Genomic DNA, 20499 nt, shown 5'->3' with positions numbered 1-20499 from the left:
TTCATGTAGGACTTCTCCCAAAAGCTCCCAATGGCCATTAATCGGCATCACGGCTGATTGCAATAAAGGCTCAGCCCTCCATGCAAAGCGCCGATCGCTTCCTCTACCGCATCGGTCGTCGCCGCCAGCGCGTTGCGGTCTTGCCTTTCACAAACGGCCTCCAGCGCTTCACAGCGAGCGATCAGAACCTGTGCCTTGACCATTCGTGCACCACCCTTGGCGCGATGTGCGAGGTCGTGCAACTTGGCGAAGTCAGCCTTGCGCTGCATCGCCGGCAATAGCGCCCGGTCCGCCTCCAGGCTGTCGAGCAAGGGCATCAGCAGCTCTGCGAGCGCGTGGTGGTCCTCCCCTGTCAACGCGATCAGGGTACTCAAATCAAACGTCGCTGCCTCAGGGCTGGGGGCATAAGTGGAGCGTGACGCCAACGCCACGCGCAAATCGTCAATCCCGGTGGGTTTGAACAGGCAACCATCCATACCGGCTTGCCGGCAGCGCTCGGCCTCCTCGGGCTGGGCATTGGCGGTGAAGCCCAGGAGCAGGCACGGCGCCAGACCTGATTCACGCTCCAGTACGCGGATGTCCCGCGCCAACTGGTAGCCGTTCTTGAACGGCATATTGCAATCGGTAATGACGCCATCGAACTGCCCCGCGCGCCAGTACTCAAGCCCTTGAATGCCGTCTTCGGCCGTGGTGATGCGGTGGCCCAGGAAACTCAACTGCCGAGCCAGCAGCAAACGGTTGGCCGGGTAGTCGTCCACCACCAGAATATTCAAGGCATGAGGCGGCGTGACTGGAGCGCTCGTCGCCGTCCCTTCCTGCGGCACTACAGCGGTCATGACCAGGGCCAGTGTCACATCCAGCCGGGTGCCCTGCCCCAGTACACTGCTCAAGTGCAACCGCCCGCCCATCATTTCGCACAGGTTACGGCTGATCACCAGCCCCAGGCCGGAGCCGCTACGCGCCGATTGCTCACCATTGCTGCCCTGGATAAAGGGGCTGAACAGACGCAACTGGTCCTGTGCACTGATGCCAATGCCGGTGTCCTGCACCCACAATTGCAGTTTCAGGTGCTCCCCTTCGAACGCCCCATGAGCACCGAGCGTGACCTGGCCGTCGTGGGTAAACTTGATGGCATTGCTCAGCAGATTCGATACCACTTGCTTGAAACGCAGTGGGTCAACCAGAACCACGCGATCGATCGATGGATCAAGTTCAACTTGCAGCGCCAACCCCTTCGCCCGCGCCAAACCTTCGAACACGCGTGCCACCGACGTCAGTAATTCGTGCAGATTGGCCGATTCCAGGACCAACGACAGATGACCGGATTCGATCCGTGCGATATCCAGAATATCGCCGATCAACTCCAGCATGCCGCGCGAAGCTTCAGAAGCCACCTCCAGGGCATCCCGGTCCGCCAAGCCCTGTTCGGCGTTCTTCAGGGCCAGCTCGATCATGCCGATCACGGCATTCATTGGCGTGCGGATCTCGTGGCTCATGGTCGCCAGAAAGGTAGTCTTCGCCCGGTTGGCGGCGTCGGCATCGTCCTTGGCTTCCTGCAACTGACCCAACAACTGTTGGCGCTCGCTGACATCTACCCACCCGGCAATCATGCCCACCACTTTCTCGTCACCGTCGCGGTACGGCAACATCCATTGGTAGATGGTCAAGGCCTCGCCACTGGGCAACTTGAGTATACGGTCATGAATCTGTGGCTCACCTTCGGCCATCAAGCGCAGGTAATCCTGATGGAACGACTGGGCCTGTGGCAGGTTGCCGGCGTCGGTTTCAACCACGGTTTTACCAATCACGTCTTCAAGCTTGTAGCCAAATACGTCCAGATAAGCGTTATTGCATGCCATCAAGCGCCCTTGGCGGTCACGCACATAAATCGGGTGGGGGGTGCCGTCGATCAATACGCTCATAAAGCGCATCTGGTCGCTCAAGGCGCGTTCGGCCTGGACGCGCTTGCGAATCAGACTGCGCAGATAGATGGCCCAGCTCAGCGTGACGATCAATAACAGCGCGGCCAGCCCGAACCCCTGAATGATCACGTTGCGGTGACGCAGCCAATAACTGTCTTCGATAATCACCTCGCTGCGCCACTGGGCGATCATCTCGTCCATTTCCTGCGGGGTGATGCTCAGCAGCGCCTTGTCGAGGATCGAATAAAGCTCCAGTTGACTGCGGTTGACCCCGAACGTTATACGCGCCGGTTCCGAGCCGACCGTGCTGGTGATGCGTAACCGATCGCGGTAATACCGGGCGATCATATAGCGCGCGCTGATCAGTGAATTGACTGCCGCCTCCGCTTCGCCTCTGGCCACCATCGCCATCGCTTGCTCCGCGCTGTCGACATCGATGAACACGACGCCGGGGAAGTCCCGCGAGATGGTATCGCGCAATCCGTTGCCGCTGATCATCGCCAGGCGCTTACCCACCATATCTTCCAATGCGACAGGACTGTGTTCATCCCCTCGGGTTACCAGCACCAGGGCATTGGTCAGGTAGGGCCGGGTAAACCGCACTTTTTCGGCGCGTTCGACGCTGGGGGTCACGACTGCCAGCATATCCACCGCGCCCGTGCTGACCTGATCGATCTGACGCGGTATCGAGTTGCCCGGCACCGCATCGAATTTCAAGCCGGTGCGCAGGCTGATACGTGACAGCACCTCGGCGCTCAGCCCCTCGAACTGCCCCTGATCATCGAAGACTGACAGCGGCAGCAGTTTGTCGAGCACCGCTACCTTGACCCGAGGATGCTTGAGGACCCAGCGTTGTTCACTGGCGCTCAGGTGCAACCGGCCAGCGCCGACAATACCGAGGTTGCCGCCACTCCAACGGCGTAATATTTCCATCTGTTCACCGGCGGGAATCGCCTCCAGCGCCGCATTGATGATCGGCTGCAGCCGCGTATTCTGCCGGGTGAACGCAAAAGCGAACGGGTTGACTTCGAGGGTGGAGAAATCCGCCATGCGCACGATATTGAGTTGGTTTCGGTTGATCAGGTAATTGGTACTGATGGCATCGCCCAGATACACATCGGCGCGACCAAAAGCCACTGCGCCGATCGCCTCGAAGGCCGAAGAAAACAATTCCACTCGGGCATGGGGGTAGAAAGCCCGTACCACCTCGGGCTGCAGATAGTGATAAAGCATCGCCACGCGCTTGCCCGCCAAATCATCGCTCAGCGCCTGGCTATCATTGGAACGGGTCACCAGAGTGGGTTGGTCATTGGCGTAGGAGCGAGACAAGATCAGTTGCGGGTCGGCCGCCTCGTAACCATTGGCCGAACCGAGGAAGTCCACGTCGCCTCGCTTGAGGGCTTCGATCACTTCATCGCGAGTTTCGTAGCACCGAACCTCAATGGGGATATTCAGGGCCTGGCTGATCAGCGCAGCAAAATCGGCGGTAATCCCTTCGAGCTCTTCACGGTTATTGGTCAGGTCGAAGGGTGCGTAATCGGGAGCGGACACCCCCATCAGCAATCTGCGCCGTTCGCGCAACCAGCGCCAGTCGGTCTCTGGCAGCGTGACGACGGGAGGGTCAATACGAGAATGACCCAACAGTCGTAACACGTTTGGCTCATCAAGGGCCATCGCGACCATGGGCAACAAGCCCACCCAGAGGATCATAGCGAACCGCTTGAGCGCGATGGCAGTCATTTCAATCAGATCAGATGATTGCGCTGGGCAAATTTGGACAGGTGCACCACTGAGGACATCCGTAACTTCTCCTTGAGACGTGTTTTGTAAGTGCTGATTGTCTTGTGGCTCAACAGCATGTCTTCAGCAATTTCCTTATTGCCCAGCCCCAGGGCCAGCTTCTGCAAGACGGTCAATTCACGGTCCGACAGGCACTCGATCATCTGGCGCTCGGTTTCCTGCAGGTCGTCACGGCGTACCGAGCTGGTGGGCAGGCTCGGGAAACAGCTGTAGCCCGACTGGATCGCTCGGATGGCCTTTTGCAGTTCATCCAGCTCGCCGGTCTTTGCCACGAACCCCATGGCCCCGGCGCGCATGCAACGGGTAGAAAAAAACACCGCCAGGTAGGAGGTCAGCACCAGGACCCGGCACGGCAGGCCCAGGGCCTTGACCCGGCTGATAACCTCCAGCCCGCCCAGCTTGGGCATCGCCAGGTCAAGGATGATCAGCTCGGGACGTTGCTCCCGCGCCAATTGCATTGCATCTGCACCGTCACCCGCCTGATAAATCTCATCGAATCCTTCCTCTTTCAGCAGATATTTGACCGTCGCACGTATAAAAGGATGGTCATCCACGATTAATGCTTTGCTCATACTCACCCCTAGGCGGTCACAGTACCCTTACATATCAAATGGGACCGAGGTACCTGTGAGAAATGACAGTTCCGACAAACGGTACTGCACCCTCCTCAGGACGATAACCACTCGTAGCCTGGTCCCTTCCATTGAAACATCACGAGCAATCACGGCTGGACCCCAACGAGCGACCAGCTGTAAGCGCCCAACCTTAACAATGCAATGACGTTTTGATTGAAGGGATAGTCCTGACTACTTGTAGGATTTTTCCTCACGAAAAGCCTAGTCGATGCTGGCTCGCAGGGCCGTTCATGCACACGGATCAGTCGGTGGTACTGGGGCTCCAGAACGCCTGCACCACCAGGCTGGAGGTGGAAATACGCGCCACCAACGCGTCCAACTCGTCACCGTCGACCGACGTCGCGGCGAGGGTGGCCTCGATTTCGACTTCTTCGCTGCCGAAGGGTCGTACATCCACATCGCTGGCCGGGTAGTTGCATCGCGCCAACTCAGCCTCCAGTAACACCATGACCGCCTGTTGCTGGCTACGCCGCGCGATGACATACAGAATGTTGGTCACCTCGGCCGAGACTACGTCCAACGGCTGACGGTTGATGTTATTGACGATCGGGCGCAGCAACGTATTGGCCGCCAGGACGAACAGCGTTCCCAGCAATGCCTCCAGGATCAGGTCGGCCCCCGCACAGGCGCCGACTGCAGCCGATGCCCACAGGGTCGCGGCCGTGTTGAGCCCGCGCACATTGCCCTCCTCGCGCATGATCACACCGGCCCCCAGAAAACCGATACCCGACACCACGTACGCGACCACGCGCACCGCGCCTTCGGCACCGCCCAGCCGATTGGCCATGTCGACAAAAATCGCCGCGCCGACCGCCACCAGCACGTTAGTGCGCAAACCGGCGGTGCGTTGGCGATATTGGCGTTCGAAGCCGATCAGACCGCCGAGAATAAACGCGGCGGTGAGGCTGACAACGGTGTCGACCAGGGAGTCGAGGTTGATGTTGTTGATGGCCTGCATAAAAAAATCTCCATGACTGCTGCGGCAACTGAAACCCTGTTACTGCCAGCCAAATTTGCGGATGTAGTAGCCCTTCACCGCCTGGGTCAGTGCCATGTACGCCAGCAGAATCACGGGCAGGAACACAAAGTACAGCGACGGCAGCGCCTGCAGTTTGAAGTAATGCGCCAGTGGCCCCATCGGCAGAAAGATCCCGACGGCCATGATCACGCCCGTCATCACCATCAGTGGCATCGCCGCACGGCTTTGCAGGAACGGGATTTTCGGGGTGCGGATCATGTGCACGATCAACGTCTGGGTGAGCAACCCCACCACGAACCAGCCCGACTGGAACAGGGTCTGGTGGTCCGGGGTGTTGGCATCGAACACATACCACATGAGTGCGAACGTGGTGATGTCAAAGATCGAGCTGATCGGCCCGAAGAACAGCATGAAGCGGCCCACATCCGCCGGCTGCCAGCGTTGTGGCTTGGCGAGCATGTCTTCGTCGACATTGTCGAATGGAATCGCGATCTGCGAGATGTCATACAGCAGGTTCTGCACCAGCAGGTGCATCGGCAGCATCGGCAGGAACGGAATAAACGCACTGGCCACCAGCACCGAGAACACATTGCCGAAGTTGGAACTGGCGGTCATCTTGATGTACTTGAGCATGTTGGCGAAGGTGCGGCGACCTTCCAGCACGCCCTCTTCCAGGACCATCAGGCTCTTTTCCAGCAGGATGATGTCGGCGGCCTCCTTGGCGATGTCCACCGCGCTGTCCACCGAAATGCCGATATCCGCGGTACGCAGCGCCGGCGCGTCGTTGATGCCGTCACCCATGAACCCCACCACATGCCCGTTGGCCTTGAGCAGACGCACGATGCGTTCCTTGTGGCTGGGCGTGAGCCTGGCGAATACGTTGGTGGTTTCCACCGCCTGCGCCAGCTCGGCATCGGTCATGTCTTCGATATCGTTGCCCATCAGCAGCCCTTGTTGCTCCAGGCCCACTTCACGGCAGATCTTCGCTGTGACCAGTTCGTTGTCGCCGGTCAGCACTTTCACCGCCACGCCATGCGCCTTCAAAGCCTTGAGGGCGGGCGCGGTGCTTTCCTTGGGCGGGTCGAGAAACGCCACATAGCCGATCAGCGTCAGGTTGTTTTCATCCGCCAGGGTGTAGGTGTCACGCCCGGCCGGCATCGGCTGCGCCGCGACGGCCACTACGCGCAGGCCTTCTTCGTTGAAGGCAGCGGTGACCTGGCGAATGCGCGCCAGCAGCTCTGGCGTCAGTGCTTCATTGACGTCGCCATGGCGCACGCTGGTGCACACCGACAAAATCTCTTCCACCGCGCCCTTGCAGATCAACAGGTGCGGCTGGCCCTGCTCAGCCACCACCACCGACATGCGACGACGGTTGAAATCGAATGGAATCTCGTCAACCTTCTCAAACGCGGTACCGACTTTCAATTCACGATGGATCTCGACATGCTCGAGCACGGCCACATCCAGCAGGTTTTTCAATCCGGTCTGGTAATAGCTGTTGAGGTAGGCCATTTCCAGCACGTCGTCAGACTCCCGGCCCCACACATCCACGTGGCGCGCCAGGAAAATCCTGTCCTGGGTGAGCGTGCCGGTCTTGTCGGTGCACAACACATCCATGGCGCCGAAGTTCTGGATCGCGTCCAGGCGCTTGACGATGACCTTCTTGCGCGACAGGAACACCGCGCCCTTGGCCAACGTCGAGGTGACGATCATCGGCAGCATTTCGGGGGTAAGGCCCACGGCAATCGACAGCGCGAACAGTAACGCTTCGGTCCAGTCACCCTTGGTGAATCCATTGATAAACAACACCAGCGGTGCCATCACGAACATGAAGCGGATCAGCAGCCAGCTGACCTTGTTGACCCCGTGCTGGAACGAGGTAGTGGCGCGGTCGGTTGCCGTGACGCGTTGCGCCAACGCACCGAAGTAGGTGGCGTTGCCCGTGGCAAGAATCACCGCTGTGGCGGCGCCGGACACCACGTTGGTGCCCATGAACAGGATGTTTTCCAGGTCGAGCGGGTTGCGGGTATGGGCATCCTGCTGCTGGGCGAACTTCTCCACCGGCATGGATTCACCGGTCATCGCCGCCTGGCTGACGAACAGGTCCTTGGCACTGAGTACGCGGCAATCGGCGGGAATCATGTCGCCGGCCGACAACACGATCAGATCGCCCGGCACCAATTGCCTGATCGGCAGTTCAAGGCGCTTGGCCGCGTCCCGGCGCAGCACCGTGGCCGTATTGCTGACCATCGCCTTCAACGCATCGGCGGCCTTGTTCGACTTGGCCTCCTGCCAGAAGCGCAACAGAGTCGACAGCACCACCATGGAGAAAATCACCGTGGCCGCCTTCATGTCCTCGGTCAGCCAGGAGATCACCGCCAGCAAGGTGAGCAGCAGATTGAACGGGTTTTTATAGCAGTGCCACAGGTGCACCCACCAAGGCAGCGGCTGCTCGTGCTCAACCTCATTGAGCCCGTATTGCCCGCGCAGCGCGTCGGCCTCCTGGGTGTTCAGACCCTCGGCGTGGCTGCCCAGCCTGCCCAGCAGTTGCACGGCACTGGCGTTGGCCGCAGCCACCAGGGTGTGCGCCAGGCTGGGCGGCACTTCGCGGCTGACACTGGCGTCGGTCACGGTGTCCAGCATCGCCAGGCGGCGGAAATGCCGGGCGATATGCCGGGTCCGCAGGAAGCCGGCGAAGAACTCTTTAAGCAGCGTAAGGTTCATGGTGTAACTCCTGCGCGAGGAAACCCCGTCGTGCAGGCACTGCCCATCCGCGCTGCACCCATCAAACAGGCACAGCCGAACCTGGCCCGCCCGCCGTAAAAGACAGGCGCGTCCGTAGCCTCCCGAGTCAACTCAGGTGCTGGTCAGCGTCGATGAGAGAGGATCAGGCAGACGCCAGGACTGGCCACTGCCGGGATGCCGCTTCTCGCTTTTGTGGCGAGATAACGGCATCTGAAACATGCGCGTTACCTTGCCAAGTATGTGCCGGTTACCGAAACCGGCCGACGACTGTCACTCGAACAAGTACCCACTGAGGGTCTCCGCTATTGATGAAAACGCGCGAAGCTTACGCCGCGATGTTGGCAGAGTAAACCGTAGGAAAGTGCCTGAATGGGGAATAAGAAATTTCTTCAGGATGGGTTCAGGAACGCCCTCCTCAACCACACCGGCGAACACATGTGGGAGGGGGCTTGCTCCCAAAGACGGTGCGTCAGTTACGAACTCATTGCCTGATACACCGCATTCGCACTGCAGGCCGCGTACACGGACCGATTGTAAATCCACGGTGATGGAGCCCCTCAATCAACCACCCTGAGCCGTACTGTGGCGCCGTCTGGCAAATCCCTGATCTGCAGTGCCAAATCACCGCAAAACCGAATTTGCTCGACATGATTGATACAACGCACATTGCTCATGTCGTATTCCCCCCCCAATACCGGTGAAATCACGAAATGATAAACTTCGTCCGGCGCCAACGGGCCCAGCATCTTCTCGGCCTGTTCTGCCATCGGTTGCAAATACCAGCCGCGCAGAAACGCCTGGTCCTTGGAAATTTCATCGAGTGCTTCACGTGTCTGCGCAATCATTTCGCAAGAGAGAGTCTCCGGACATAACCGCCAATAACGCGCCTGCCCGTCCTTGATCATCAAATTGCCAAACCCGGTAAAGCCCACAACTTCAATGGGGTCGATGCCAACCCACCCCCAGCTTTCGCGTATTGCTTGAATCACGTCCATGCCGCTTCCTCGCAAATCAGCATTTCAATCATCGCGCGTCAGCACTTCGAGCAATTCAATTTCGAAACACAGATTGCTGTTGGGCTTGATATGCGCGCCCATCGAGCGCTCGCCATAGGCCAGGTGCGCCGGTACATACAACGTGCGCACACCGCCAACCTGCATGCCCATCAATCCCTGGTCCCAGCCCTTGATCACGCGGCCGGTGCCGATCACACACTGGAATGGCTTGCCGCGCTGCCATGACGAATCGAACACCGTGCCATCTTCCAGGGTGCCGGTGTATTGAGTGGTGATCAGCGCGCCCTTGACCACGGTTTTGCCGGCGCCCAGGCGGATGTCGGTGACCTGCAGTTCGTCGTTGCTCATGGGAGTCTCATTGAAAGCGTGAAAGGCTGGGGGTTTTCCCAGAATCGGCGGGGTTTGGCAAGCGTAGGAACAGTCATCTGGTGGAAATGACCAGCGTGATGGTGGTTCGCTGGAATACATGCTGCCGCGCTGATGCAAAACCAAATGTGGGAGGGGGCTTGCCTCTGAAGGCGGTGCATCAGTCAAGATATCAGTGGCTGACACTCCGCTATCGGGGGCAAGCCCCCTCCCACATTTGGGTCGTCAGCGGCATCGCCACGGGTCCGGCGCCGTGCCGCCATTTACTGTGGGAGGGGGCTTGCCCCCGAAGACGGTGCGTCAGCTACGAACTCATTGCCTGATGCACCGCATTCCCAGGCAAGCCCTACCTATGAGCCAGGTGTCCTGCTTTCACTCATGAGCCTGCCTGCTATCTTGAATCTCCCCATCGCGGCAGAACTGCGGGATACGGCCATTAAGGGAAGGCAAATAACTCCACCGATAAGCACCAGCAGATGAGGCTGGCTGTCGCTGCAAAAACGCGAAAACCACCTCTGAAGCAATAGCCAATGCTAATTGCTGGCCTGGACATTGATGTCTTCCCGAGCCGAAGCTGAAGGTTCGTCGTTGCATTCGCTTGAGCAAGAAGCTGTCGGGGTCCGGGTTGGCGCAGGGGTCTCGGTTGGCAGCGGCGAGCAATAATAAAATGGCATCGCCCGCCTCTAAAACGCTGCCATCAATCGTGCATCGCTTGGCAACAAACCGCCGAGTATTTTGTACCGGTGAATCGTAGCGGGCTACCTCGGCCACCCACTCAGCGACGAGCGTCGGTGTGGCCTGCATGTCTTCGAACAGGTCAGGATTACGCTGGAGCGCTATGAGGGTGTTGCCGATCAGCCCAGCGGTGGCTTCGCAGGTCTGTGAAAACAGCCCGATCATATTCGCTACCAACGCGTCATCGTCTTTCCAGGCTGAGGCTTCGTAATCGCGATAAAGACGGCCCAATACGCCGCTACCCTTATCGTCGTGACTCAATAGCTCCCCGAACATCTGGCTCAGCCGAGCCGCCCCGCAATGGGCTCTACTGAGTTGAGCCTCGTCACTTAACGGCGAAAGACAGGCGACAAAATCCCGTGTCAGTTGCGCGACTTCTTGTAGCTGGCTGGATGTGAAGCCTATCAAGGTCGCCATGACCGACACCGGTAACCTGAACATCCACTCATTCGGGTTATCGCCCGAGACATCAAGTGTCTCAACACCCTGCGCCACGATGTCTGCGATGTTTTCCGTGCCCATCCAGGCCAGGGTGGGTTCGATGACCCTCCGGGGGCACTGGTGTTGCGTGCCCTCGTTCATGCGCATCAAACGACCGAAAATATCGCCTGCGGCGCCTTGTGCAATGGCCGCTGGAATCGGCTCGTGCAATGGACGTACAAGGCAGTCGGGATGTTCCAGAATGGCCTCGATAACGCAGGCGCCACTGGCAACCCATAACCCAAGATTGGCATCAAATGACAGGCCCCTTTGATGTCTGATGCGTGCGTAATAACCGTAGGGGTCGATATGGGTAGCGGCTTCAAACGGCGTCATTTGGCGGTCCTTTTCACAAAGAACGGCTACTATCGAACAATCGTCACACCGACAATTCGCTCAGGAACGAAATATGGATTCCCAAAGCAATGACACCGCCATTTCTCGTGTCGCAGGCGCCATTGCGGAACCCGCGAGGACAAAAATGCTTTGCTCGCTGATGGACGGTCACGCCCGTACCAGTACCGAAATGGCCGTCATCGCCGACATCAGTGCATCCACGGCAAGCGCACACTTGGCAAGGCTTAAAGAGGACGGTTTGGTCAAGCTGCACACGCAGGGCAGGCACCGCTACTTCAGCCTGGCAGACGCGCACGTGGCCCGAGCTATTGAAGCCCTCATGGTGATCAGCCGAAACGCGCAGACCCGGTTTGTTTCGACGACCCCCCATCGATTGCAGTTGGCGCGGACCTGCTATGACCACATGGCAGGATCCCTGGCGGTACAACTGCACGACTATTTCATCGACTCAGACTGGTTGACCCTGCCGGATGCTGGCGACGGTACGTATCAGCTCACCGTGGAGGGCGAAAAAGGGATGACAGGGCTCGGTATCGAGATAGAAACCGTAAGGGCACAGCGACGTCGTTTCGCTTGCTCATGCCTGGATTGGAGCATGCGCCGCCCTCACCTCGCCGGCGCCTTGGGGGCCGCTGTTCTGCAGGCCGTTACCAGCCGCAAATGGGTTATCCAGGACCTCGATAGTCGGGCGTTGGCATTGACGCCCAAGGGGCGAAAGGAGCTGTACGGCAGATTTGGAATCAAGGTTGAGGAGAAATCAGGCGCCGCGCCCTCATGAGACCGGTACAGGCTACGGAGTGCTGGGTCGGTCCCGCTCAACCCGCGCCAGGTAGCCGTCAATGGTCCCATTGCCGAGTGGCTTGATCTGGATAGAGACCCTGTTCACCTGACGCCCCATCGCGATGCCCTCTCGGGTTCGCACCTGTACATACCCAAGCCTGGGCCAAAAGCGCTCGGCCCTGGTATTGCCCACCACCACCGTCAACCGCAGCCACCGGGCGCCCTTCGCCGCCGCCCATGCCTCAAGGTCCGTGTGCAAGCGCTGCGCCAGCCCGCTGCCGTGCCAGCGCGTATGCACCAGCAGCAAGCCGATATGCCATACCCCGGCGGCAAGCAAATCCGCAGCGATATTCACCACAGCGACCAGTTGATCCTGCGCATCGCGGTAGCCCAGCCAGTACATGTGGCTGCAATGCCAACCTGCGGGTAATTGGCCGCGCAATTCGTCCCGCGCTTCGGTCGGGGCAGCCGGTTCACCATTCACCGCGATGAAATAATCCGGCGCCTGTTCAAAAAATTCTTGCAGCTCAGCCTCATCGCCGCCAAGCAGCTCGACCACCTGAATGTTTTCGAGGGAGCAGCCAGGTAACACGTGTGGATCACCATCCATTTTCAATCCCTTCAATCATCGCGCGTCAGCACTTCCAGCAATTCAATTTCGAAACGCAGGTTGCTGTTTGGCTTGAAATGCGCGCCCATCGAGCGCTCACCATAGGGCAGATGCGCCGGTACATACAACGTGCGTACACCGCCGTACCACAATTTACTGTGGGAGGGGAATTGCCCCCGATAGCGGTGCATCAGTCACCACATTATTGACGGACACGCTGCTATCGGGGGCAAGCCCCCTCCCACCTTTGGATCGCAGCGCATCAGTCAGATAGCAGTCGGCTGTGAGGCTGTCATCGGCTTCGCCACAGGTCACAGCGCCGTACCACAATCTACTGTGGGAGGGGGCTTGCCCCCTCCCACCTTTGGGTCGTAGCGCGTCAGTTAGATAGCCGTCGGCTGTGAGGTTGTCATCGGCTTCGCCACAGGTCACAGCGCCGTACCACAATTTACTGTGGGAGGGGGCTTGCCCCCGATACCGATGCATCAGTCACCACATCAGTGACGGACACGCTGCTATCGGGAGCAAGCCCCCTCCCACCTTTGGATCGGCGTGCATCCAGCGGTCAGGCGTTACAACCAATGCCAGAACCGGCTCCAGAACCCTCGTCCCAACTCATCCTTGCACCCGGCGTATTGCCGCGCATACAGCTGCGAACGCGCCTGTACCTTGCTTGCCACCGGCAGTAGCCAGGCTTTGCTGGCGTAGGTGCGCTGGCGGTAGCCGCCCCAGCCTTCGTGGTAATTGAGGTACTGGCCGTAAGCGTCGTATTTGTAGACGCCGTTGATGGTGTAGGTCTTGTCCATGTACCAACCGATGAAGTCGATGGCGTCGTCGAAATCCTCGCGATCGGCGCCGCTGCGGCCGGTGCTTTTGCGGTAGTCATTCCATACCTCATCCTTGGCCTGGGCATAGCCGGAAGCCGTGGACACGCGGCCCCAGGGGATGATCCACAGCAGGTATTTACGCGGGGTCTTGGCGTCGTAGCGAAAGCCCGACTCCTGATACATGATTGCGAACGGTACCTGGATCGGTACGCCCCAGCGCTTTTGCGTGACCTTGGCGGCGTCGTACCAGTCGTCCTTTTCGCGGAAGATACCGCAGATGTCGTTGGGCGTGCGTGGCGGCGAGGTGCCGCACGCCGCCAACAGAGAGGTGAGTAATAACAGTCCGACGGCTTTGCCTGCGCTCAAGGGGCACCTTTGCGTGATACGCGTAAAATGTCGGGCATTTTACGCGTTCACCGAGGCGGCGTCCTTGCCGCAGACAGTTTTTAAGCCAATGGCACGCGACGGGTTGTCAGCGCGATACGACCGACAAAGAAGCTCAAGGCCGCACCCAACAGCAGCATCGCCAAGGTGCTCCAGGCTGCACGGGACAGTTGCTTGGCCGCCACTTCACCGGCTTCACGGGCTTTCTGTTCAGCCTGTTGCTTGAGCTCTTCGACTTTCTGCATGGCCTGCTGGTAAGCCTGGGCATAGTTATCGACGATCTGCGTGGCTTCTTCCTTGCTCTTGCCGGTACGCGCCGCGACGATGTTGACCAGGGCTTCTTTATCCGCAGCATTGAGTGCAGGCTCGCCGGACGCTTTCACGCGCTCGAACCACTGCTTGAGTTCATCGCCCGCCTGGGCAGGGTTGGTCGCTGCATCAGTAGCCGTTTGCTTGCCATCGGCGGCAGCCTGGTCGGTTTTCTGCTCGACGTTGGCTGGGTCCAGCTCAGGCTTGCCTGTTTGCTTGAGCAAGGTATCGAGTTGGCCTTGCAGGCTGTTCCAGTCCAGCTGGATACCCTGCTCATTCAACTGCTGCTTGATGCTGTTGCCGATCCCCGGTGCGGCGGCGGCAATACCACTGCCGGCAGCCGACAGACCTTTACCTACCACGTTGCCTGCGGTGCCCACTAAGCTTGAGGCCAACCCTGCCAGCAGCCAGGTGGTCAGCAAGGTGGTCAGGGTCCAGGTCAGCACCCCGTGCAGGCCGCCACGGTCCGGCGCGGTGCGCCCGGCCACGAACGCGCCCAGTGCCACGGCTATCAGCGTCGAAACGAACAGCCAGACCCCGGCACCCGTGCCGAAGCCGCTTAGCGGATTACCCGCCTCCATTGGCTCGACGGCACTGGCGCCAATGGCCGTGCCCAGCACGCTCAAGACCAGATAGGTCACCAGTGCAATTGCACTACCGGCCAATACCGAGCTCCACGACACCCGAAACAGCGATCGATTGGTCTCATAGACAGTCGTCATACAAAGGTCCTTTTCAAATTATCGGAGCAAGGCCAAGTGCCTTGTTGGGTGTGAGTGTGGCGAAACGACATACGTTCAGTCGTGGCCCAAATGCACTATCTGGCCTGGTGCATTCGCACTCCCTCGAGGACAATTTCTCTGCACTATCCAGAACCTGGAATGTCGTAATTCAATGCGTCCAGCCCTCGGAGAATCTATGACACAGGATGTTCTTGCCAAAGAAACCAACCGCCGCCAACTGCAACAGATCATCTCCGGGTTATCCGACGGCGTGATCCTGGCGGAGGTCGACCAGACCATTCTCTGGGCGAACGAGGCCGCACTGGCCATGCATGGCGTAGGTGACGTCATGGGGCTGGGCGCCAACACCCAGCAATACGCTGAGCGTTTCGGTTTGCGCTATCGCAACAACCACCCTTTGCAACTGGACAGCTACCCCCTGGCCCGCGCGGCGGCGGGAGAAGAATTCAGCGACGTGATCGTGGAGGTCATTCCTACCGCCGACCAGGAAAAGACCTGGGTGCACCGCCTGCGCAGCCTGATCATCACTGACGCGCAGGGTGAGCCGGAACTGCTGGTGCTGATCCTCAGCGATGCCACCGAATGGGCCAGCGCCGAGCAGCGCTTCGAAAAAACTTTCAACGCCAACCCCGCACCTGCCGTGATCTGCCGCCTGAGCGACCTGCGCTACATCAAGGTCAATCAGGGTTTTCTGGAGATGACCGGCTACAACCGCGACCAGGTCATCGGCAAATCCGTGTACGAACTGGACGTGCTCGAACACGCCGAGCGCAAGGACCTGGCGATCGAGCGCCTGGGGCAAGGCGCGACCATTCCGCAGATGCAGGCCGAATTGAGGTTGCCCGAAGGCGGCAGCAAGCTGGTTGTGGTGGCCGGCCAACCCCTGGACATGAATGAAGAAGACTGCATGCTGTTCTCGTTCATGGACCTGGAGCCGCGTCGCAAGGCGGAAATCGCCCTGCGCCAGAGCGAAGAGCGATTCGCCAAATCCTTCCGCCTGACGCCGGTGCCGACCCTGGTGTGCAACGCTGCCAATCGTCAGGTTGTGGACGTCAACGAAGCATTCATGAGCATCACGGGTTACATCAGTGAAGAACTGATCGGTAAGTCCATCGAAGAAATCAACTTCATCGACAGCCCGACTACCAGCGCGCAATTGTTCGCCACGCTGGAAAAGGCCGGAAACCTCGACGGCCACGACCTCAAGGTACGCAAGAAAGGCAATGAACTGATCGATTGCGTGGTGTCCGCAGACACCGTAGTGATCCAGGATGTGCCGTGCTACCTGCTGGTGTTCATGAACATTACCGAACGCAAGCGCTCGGAGCTGGAGCTGGTGGCGGCCATCGAAGAAGTGATGCAGGACGCCTCCTGGTTCAGCCAGACCTTGATCGAGAAACTGGCCAATGCCAAAAGCGTCAACAGCCCTAACCTGCCGAATGTATCCTTCACCGACCTCACGGCCCGTGAACGGGACGTGCTGGGCTTGATCTGCGAGGGCCTGGCCGACAAGGAAATCGCTTCGCGCTTGAAGCTGGCACCCAATACCGTGCGCAATCATGTGGCGACGGTGTACTCCAAACTGGGCGTCCACAGCCGCAGTTCGGCGATTGTCTGGGCCCGTGAACGCGGGCTGTTTGCTGGCGAACTGCGGGTAAAAAACAAGCGCTGAGAGTGCAAATGCACTAGTTCATCTAGTGCGAATTCGCCTTATTAGCTGGCGGCGCAATCAATAACCTTCAAGGCATCGTATCTGTGCCTTGAAGGAACCTGCATGTTTACCCTCTCTCAACTGCGAAATTGCATCGAAGAAGGCCTGTCGCCGCTGACGTGCGAATTCACCCTGTGCCGGGATGCGTCCTTGACCCTCAAAGTATTCGACGCCGAAACCGGCCGAGTCGACCTGGTGGTCACCGGCATCAGCACCAAACGGCTGCAGACGCCGGAAGAAGTGGCCAAGATGGTCGATGAATTGCGCTACGAACTGCAGAGCAATACCGTCGGCAAACTCAACCTGGATGACTTGCCTTCAGCTTCGCCCCAATAAAATAGAACACCCCGCCCCCTACGATAAATGCCCCGAGCATGAAAAACATGTAATGCGCCGGCAGGCTGGCCAGCACCAGTCCGCATAACACCGGCCCCAATGCGGCACCGAGATTGGCCAGGTTCTGTGCGCCGTAATACATGCCGCGCAAAGGGTCAGGCGCAATCCGGTCGATAAACATGTACTCGGCCGGAAACACGATGATTTCCCCCACGGTAAACACCGCCATCGCCAGCACCCACCACAGCAGGCTGGTCGACAACGCAAAGCCAATCAACCCCAGCATGAACATACTCAAGCCCGCGATCAGCCACTGGCTCAAGTGGCGGTGCGAGATGCGCCGGCCAATCAGGTATTGCAAGGCAATCACCAGCACGGCATTGGTGGTGAGTATTGTGCTGATTACCGTGTAGGTGTATTCGGCGGTGGTGGTAGTCACCAGATATTGCGATAGATAGGCCACGAACTGACCGAACACCACGGCACTGAGCAGCCCACCAACGGTGAAACACACCAAGCGGTGATCCTTGAGCAGCACACGACCTACGGCGAGGAATGACACCGGTTTTTGCGTGGCGTCGACGGTGGTCAGCGAGCGGTCGCCCAGACGCCAATACAGCAGGAAAAAACCCGCGCCCAACAGCGCCGACAGAATAAACGGCAGGCTGATATCCAGCTTGGCCACCATCGCGCCAAAAAACGGCCCCACGGCATAGCCGATATTGGTCAGGGTGTATTTGATGGAGAACACTTCGCTGCGCCCATCCTCGGGCAGCACGCTGGCGAAACCGGCCTTGATCGCGATATCGATGACCGCATAGGCCAGGTTGATCAGAATCAGGCAGCTGTAGAACGTCCAGACAGTCTGCGCCAGAACCGTACCGATGAAACCCAGCACAAACACCAGGCTCAAACCGAGCAACAAGCGGTAACTGTTGACGCGATCGACGAGGAAACCGCCATAGACGCTGAGCAGCGAGCCGACGATCAGCGAACTGCCGATCACCAGGCCGACCTGGCTGATGTCGAGGGCAAAATGACCGGTGAGATAGATCACCAGGTACGGAAACGTGATCGCCTTGGCCAACGTCAGCAGTAACGTGGCGGACAACAACAAGTTTACCGTGCGGGGATAGTTTCTTATTGTGGCAAGCATCCTGCTCTCTTTCTTTGAAGGTAACGCGACCATTGCGGTCGGTTACCTTAACGCAAGAAAGGTGACACGAGCAGGTGGCCCGGCAGGATTATTTCTTGACGGGCGTAATCTCAAGGATGGTGCCGTTGGTGGTCTTGAGCAAAACGTACTTGTCGCCTACACGCGCCCATTGACTCTCCTCTTCGGGCTGCTTGAGGCCGCGTTTTTTCCAGTCTTTGACCGCTGATTCCTCGCGCATCAACATGTCCGGGGCACGGTCACCTTCTTTCAAGTCACGGGCATTGATGTTTGAAGGTTGCACAGTTTCCTGAGGGGTATCGCCGGCCTGCGCCACAAAACTGGCAGTGGACAGGCTTGCGGCAACGAGAACACAGGCAAATAGGGATTTGGACTTCATGGGTGCTCCTTCAATTCAGGGGACGTACCCACACTCCGACCGCGGCGGTGCGCAATCATTCAGGTCAAAACACCAATCGGCGCTGTGGCGAGGGAACTTGCTCCCTCGCCACACCCCCTGCCCCATTGCCGCGATGAAATTAATCCTGTAATTTTTCATGAAATTACTCGAATCAAATTTCATGACACCCCAAGACGAACTCGCCGCCCTCGCCGCCCTGATCCACGACCTGCGCAAACACAAGAAACTCACCCTGGCCCAACTTGCGCAGAAAATCGAGCGTTCGGTAGGTTTTCTGTCCCAGGTCGAGCGCGGCCTGTCGCGCCCGACCGTGGCCGACCTCACCGCCATCAGCCACGCTCTCGACGTCCCTACTACTTACTTCTACAGCCTCCCCAAGCCCAAGGCGGTGGACTGGGTCACGCGGCCCAACGAACGGCGCACGCTGTACTACGCCAATGGCATCACCGACATCCTCGTCTCACCGAGCATGAACGGCGCGTTCTCGATGCTCGACAGCCTGTTGGCCCCCGGTGCCAACAGCGGGGAACAAAGCATGAGCGACCGCGCCGAGCAGGCCGGTTTTGTGCTTGAGGGCGAGCTCACCCTGTGGGTGGAAGGTGAGACCGATGCGGTCACCCTCTACGCCGGCGACAGCTTCCATCTCGCCAGCTTCGCCCACTGCCGCTACGCCAACCTGACCGACCTGCCCGCCCGCGTGCTGTGGGTTTACAACTAGGAGCTGCACCCGTGAAAAGCCCATCTGCAACCTTGCTGGCCGAAGTACGGACCTTCCGCCAGAACCACCCCGAGGTGCGCTACGTCGACCTGATCGCCCTGGACATTGCGGGGCATTTCTACGGCAAGCGCTACCCGGTGGACATGCTCGAGAAAGTCGCCGCCGGCAGCCCCTTGAAGCTGCCTCAGAACGCCGTATTGCTGGGGGCCCAGGGCGGGCTGTTCAAGATTGGCGACTACTGCTTCAACGACGGTGACCCGGACGCCAATCGGCGCCTGGTGCCGGGCACGCTTAAGCCGGTGAGCTGGGAGTCGCAGCCGCTGGGGCAGATGCTGATCACCTCCGACGGCACCGAAGCGCCGATCGAATTCGAACCCCGCGAAGTCCTGGCCAACGTGCTGGAGCGCCTGCATCTCAAAGGCATTCACCCGGTCGTGGCGTTTGAGCTGGAGTTCTACCTGTTCGACAAAAAACTCGACAACGGCCTGCCGCAATTCCCCCGCGACCCACGTTGCGACGATGCCGACGACCAGCCCACCCTGCATATCGAACGGCTGTCGCGCTTTGGCGACGTGCTGGACGACATGGCACAAACCGCCAAGACCCAGGGCATCGATATCACGGTCATCACCGCCGAAATCGGCCCGGGCCAGTTCGAAATCAATTTCGGCCATTCGGACGACAGCCTGCGCGCCGCCGACTGGGCCGCCCTGTTCTGCCGCAGCACGCGCGGCGTGGCACTCAAGCACGGCTACCGCGCCAGCTTCATGGCCAAGCCTTACCTGCAATTTCCCGGCAGCGGCATGCATGTGCACGTCAGCCTGTATGACGGCGCGGGCAACAATCTGCTGGCGGCGAACCAGCAGCAACCGCTGCGCCACGCCGTGGCCGGTTGCCTGGCGTTGCTGCCCCATTGCATGCCGATCTTCGCGCCCAACCACAACGCTTTGCGCCGCCTCGGTGGTACGGTCAACGCCGCCACCCGCGCCAGCTGGGGTTTCGAAGACCGGGATGCGTGCGTGCGCATCCCCGAGTCAGACCCGCGCAACTTGCGTATCGAGCATCGCCTGGCCAGCGCCGACGCCAACCCCTACCTGGTGCTGGCGGCGATCCTCGCCGGTTTGGAGCATGGCCTTGAAGCCAGGCAGGACCCTATCGCGCCGCTGAACGAAGACCGCAGCAGTGGCACCGATTTCCCCGTGGAAATGCTCGACGCCGTGCGCGCCATGCAACATCAGCAAGTTGTGCGCGACAAGCTGGGCGCGGAATTTGTCGATGTATATTGCGAGAACAAGCGCCAGGATCACCTGGCGTTCCAGCAGGAGATTCATGCGCGAGAGTATCGTTGGTTCCTCTAGTCAAAGACCACGGGCACCAGGCGAAAGACCTGACATACATCAAAGAAAGGCTCTAGGACGGGCCTTTCAGGCAAAAATATTGTCGAACAATCCTGGCCTTGTCCGTTGAGAGCG

Annotated in this window: 17 protein-coding genes and 1 pseudogene; 5 read left to right on the top strand and 13 right to left on the bottom strand. The window is 59.3% G+C overall.

What is annotated here, in order from left to right; translation table 11 throughout:
• Positions 1-47 precede the first annotated feature (47 nt).
• The 7 genes from PspCFBP13528_RS15270 to PspCFBP13528_RS15240 form a co-directional block, all read right to left on the bottom strand.
• The gene (locus tag PspCFBP13528_RS15270) at positions 48-3632 is read right to left on the bottom strand and encodes a transporter substrate-binding domain-containing protein (RefSeq protein ID WP_137200669.1); all 3585 of its coding nucleotides are present in this window, start codon (positions 3630-3632) and stop codon (positions 48-50) included.
• Positions 3633-3667: 35 nt separating this feature from the next.
• Positions 3668-4294: a response regulator transcription factor gene (locus PspCFBP13528_RS15265; RefSeq protein ID WP_065952246.1), complete on the bottom strand. Its 627-nt coding sequence runs from the start codon at positions 4292-4294 to the stop codon at positions 3668-3670.
• Positions 4295-4598: 304 nt separating this feature from the next.
• The gene (locus PspCFBP13528_RS15260; protein WP_065888250.1) at positions 4599-5315 is read right to left on the bottom strand and encodes an MgtC/SapB family protein; all 717 of its coding nucleotides are present in this window, start codon (positions 5313-5315) and stop codon (positions 4599-4601) included.
• A 39-nt stretch (positions 5316-5354) separates the two neighbouring features.
• Positions 5355-8060 (bottom strand): magnesium-translocating P-type ATPase, encoded by a 2706-nt coding sequence (gene mgtA / locus PspCFBP13528_RS15255; RefSeq protein WP_101220852.1) that lies wholly within the window; start codon positions 8058-8060, stop codon positions 5355-5357.
• A 578-nt stretch (positions 8061-8638) separates the two neighbouring features.
• Entirely contained in the window at positions 8639-9076 is a 438-nt protein-coding gene (locus PspCFBP13528_RS15250; RefSeq protein WP_137200518.1) for a T6SS immunity protein Tdi1 domain-containing protein, read from the bottom strand.
• A gap of 24 nt (positions 9077-9100) precedes the next feature.
• The gene (locus tag PspCFBP13528_RS15245; protein WP_137200517.1) at positions 9101-9445 is read right to left on the bottom strand and encodes an FKBP-type peptidyl-prolyl cis-trans isomerase; all 345 of its coding nucleotides are present in this window, start codon (positions 9443-9445) and stop codon (positions 9101-9103) included.
• 390 nt (positions 9446-9835) lie between these two features.
• On the bottom strand, positions 9836-11014 hold the full coding sequence (locus tag PspCFBP13528_RS15240; protein WP_137200516.1) for a cytochrome P450: 1179 nt from the start codon (positions 11012-11014) through the stop codon (positions 9836-9838).
• A 73-nt stretch (positions 11015-11087) separates the two neighbouring features.
• Between PspCFBP13528_RS15240 and PspCFBP13528_RS15235 the strand changes: the two genes are divergently transcribed.
• Entirely contained in the window at positions 11088-11813 is a 726-nt protein-coding gene (locus PspCFBP13528_RS15235) for a helix-turn-helix transcriptional regulator (protein ID WP_137200515.1), read from the top strand.
• A gap of 12 nt (positions 11814-11825) precedes the next feature.
• On the opposite strand, the gene PspCFBP13528_RS15230 is transcribed toward PspCFBP13528_RS15235, so the two are convergent.
• From PspCFBP13528_RS15230 to PspCFBP13528_RS15215, 4 genes and pseudogenes are all read right to left on the bottom strand, one after another.
• A complete protein-coding gene (locus PspCFBP13528_RS15230; RefSeq protein ID WP_137200514.1) occupies positions 11826-12425 on the bottom strand; it encodes a GNAT family N-acetyltransferase in 600 nt (199 codons plus the stop codon).
• 11 nt (positions 12426-12436) lie between these two features.
• Positions 12437-12568 (bottom strand): annotated as a pseudogene (locus PspCFBP13528_RS15225) (FKBP-type peptidyl-prolyl cis-trans isomerase); the annotation flags it as partial.
• Between the two features lie 429 nt (positions 12569-12997).
• Complete coding sequence (locus PspCFBP13528_RS15220; protein WP_065952253.1) at positions 12998-13618, bottom strand: hypothetical protein; 621 nt, start codon at positions 13616-13618, stop codon at positions 12998-13000.
• Between the two features lie 80 nt (positions 13619-13698).
• A complete protein-coding gene (locus tag PspCFBP13528_RS15215) occupies positions 13699-14667 on the bottom strand; it encodes a hypothetical protein (RefSeq protein ID WP_137200513.1) in 969 nt (322 codons plus the stop codon).
• A gap of 196 nt (positions 14668-14863) precedes the next feature.
• Here PspCFBP13528_RS15215 and PspCFBP13528_RS15210 point away from each other — a divergent pair, with 196 nt between their 5' ends.
• Both PspCFBP13528_RS15210 and PspCFBP13528_RS15205 read left to right on the top strand, forming a co-directional pair.
• Positions 14864-16360, top strand: coding sequence for a helix-turn-helix transcriptional regulator (locus PspCFBP13528_RS15210; protein ID WP_137200512.1), 1497 nt, complete (start codon positions 14864-14866; stop codon positions 16358-16360).
• Positions 16361-16462: 102 nt separating this feature from the next.
• A complete protein-coding gene (locus tag PspCFBP13528_RS15205) occupies positions 16463-16735 on the top strand; it encodes a DUF1652 domain-containing protein (RefSeq protein ID WP_065952256.1) in 273 nt (90 codons plus the stop codon).
• Here the strand turns inward: PspCFBP13528_RS15205 and PspCFBP13528_RS15200 are convergent.
• Both PspCFBP13528_RS15200 and PspCFBP13528_RS15195 read right to left on the bottom strand, forming a co-directional pair.
• Positions 16698-17891, bottom strand: a complete 1194-nt coding sequence (locus tag PspCFBP13528_RS15200) for an MFS transporter (protein ID WP_137200511.1) — start codon at positions 17889-17891, stop codon at positions 16698-16700. The genes PspCFBP13528_RS15205 and PspCFBP13528_RS15200 overlap by 38 nt on opposite strands.
• 88 nt (positions 17892-17979) lie before the next feature.
• Positions 17980-18288: an RcnB family protein gene (locus PspCFBP13528_RS15195; protein ID WP_101220846.1), complete on the bottom strand. Its 309-nt coding sequence runs from the start codon at positions 18286-18288 to the stop codon at positions 17980-17982.
• Positions 18289-18469: 181 nt separating this feature from the next.
• Between PspCFBP13528_RS15195 and PspCFBP13528_RS15190 the strand changes: the two genes are divergently transcribed.
• Both PspCFBP13528_RS15190 and PspCFBP13528_RS15185 read left to right on the top strand, forming a co-directional pair.
• On the top strand, positions 18470-19027 hold the full coding sequence (locus PspCFBP13528_RS15190; protein WP_065952259.1) for an XRE family transcriptional regulator: 558 nt from the start codon (positions 18470-18472) through the stop codon (positions 19025-19027).
• An 11-nt stretch (positions 19028-19038) separates the two neighbouring features.
• Positions 19039-20385 (top strand): glutamine synthetase family protein, encoded by a 1347-nt coding sequence (locus PspCFBP13528_RS15185; protein ID WP_137200510.1) that lies wholly within the window; start codon positions 19039-19041, stop codon positions 20383-20385.
• Positions 20386-20499 lie beyond the last annotated feature (114 nt).

Origin of the sequence: Pseudomonas sp. CFBP13528 (assembly GCF_005233615.1) — a bacterium.
Classification (GTDB): Bacteria; Pseudomonadota; Gammaproteobacteria; order Pseudomonadales; family Pseudomonadaceae; genus Aquipseudomonas; species Aquipseudomonas fluorescens_AM.
This window is presented reverse-complemented; position numbering and strand designations above follow the sequence as displayed.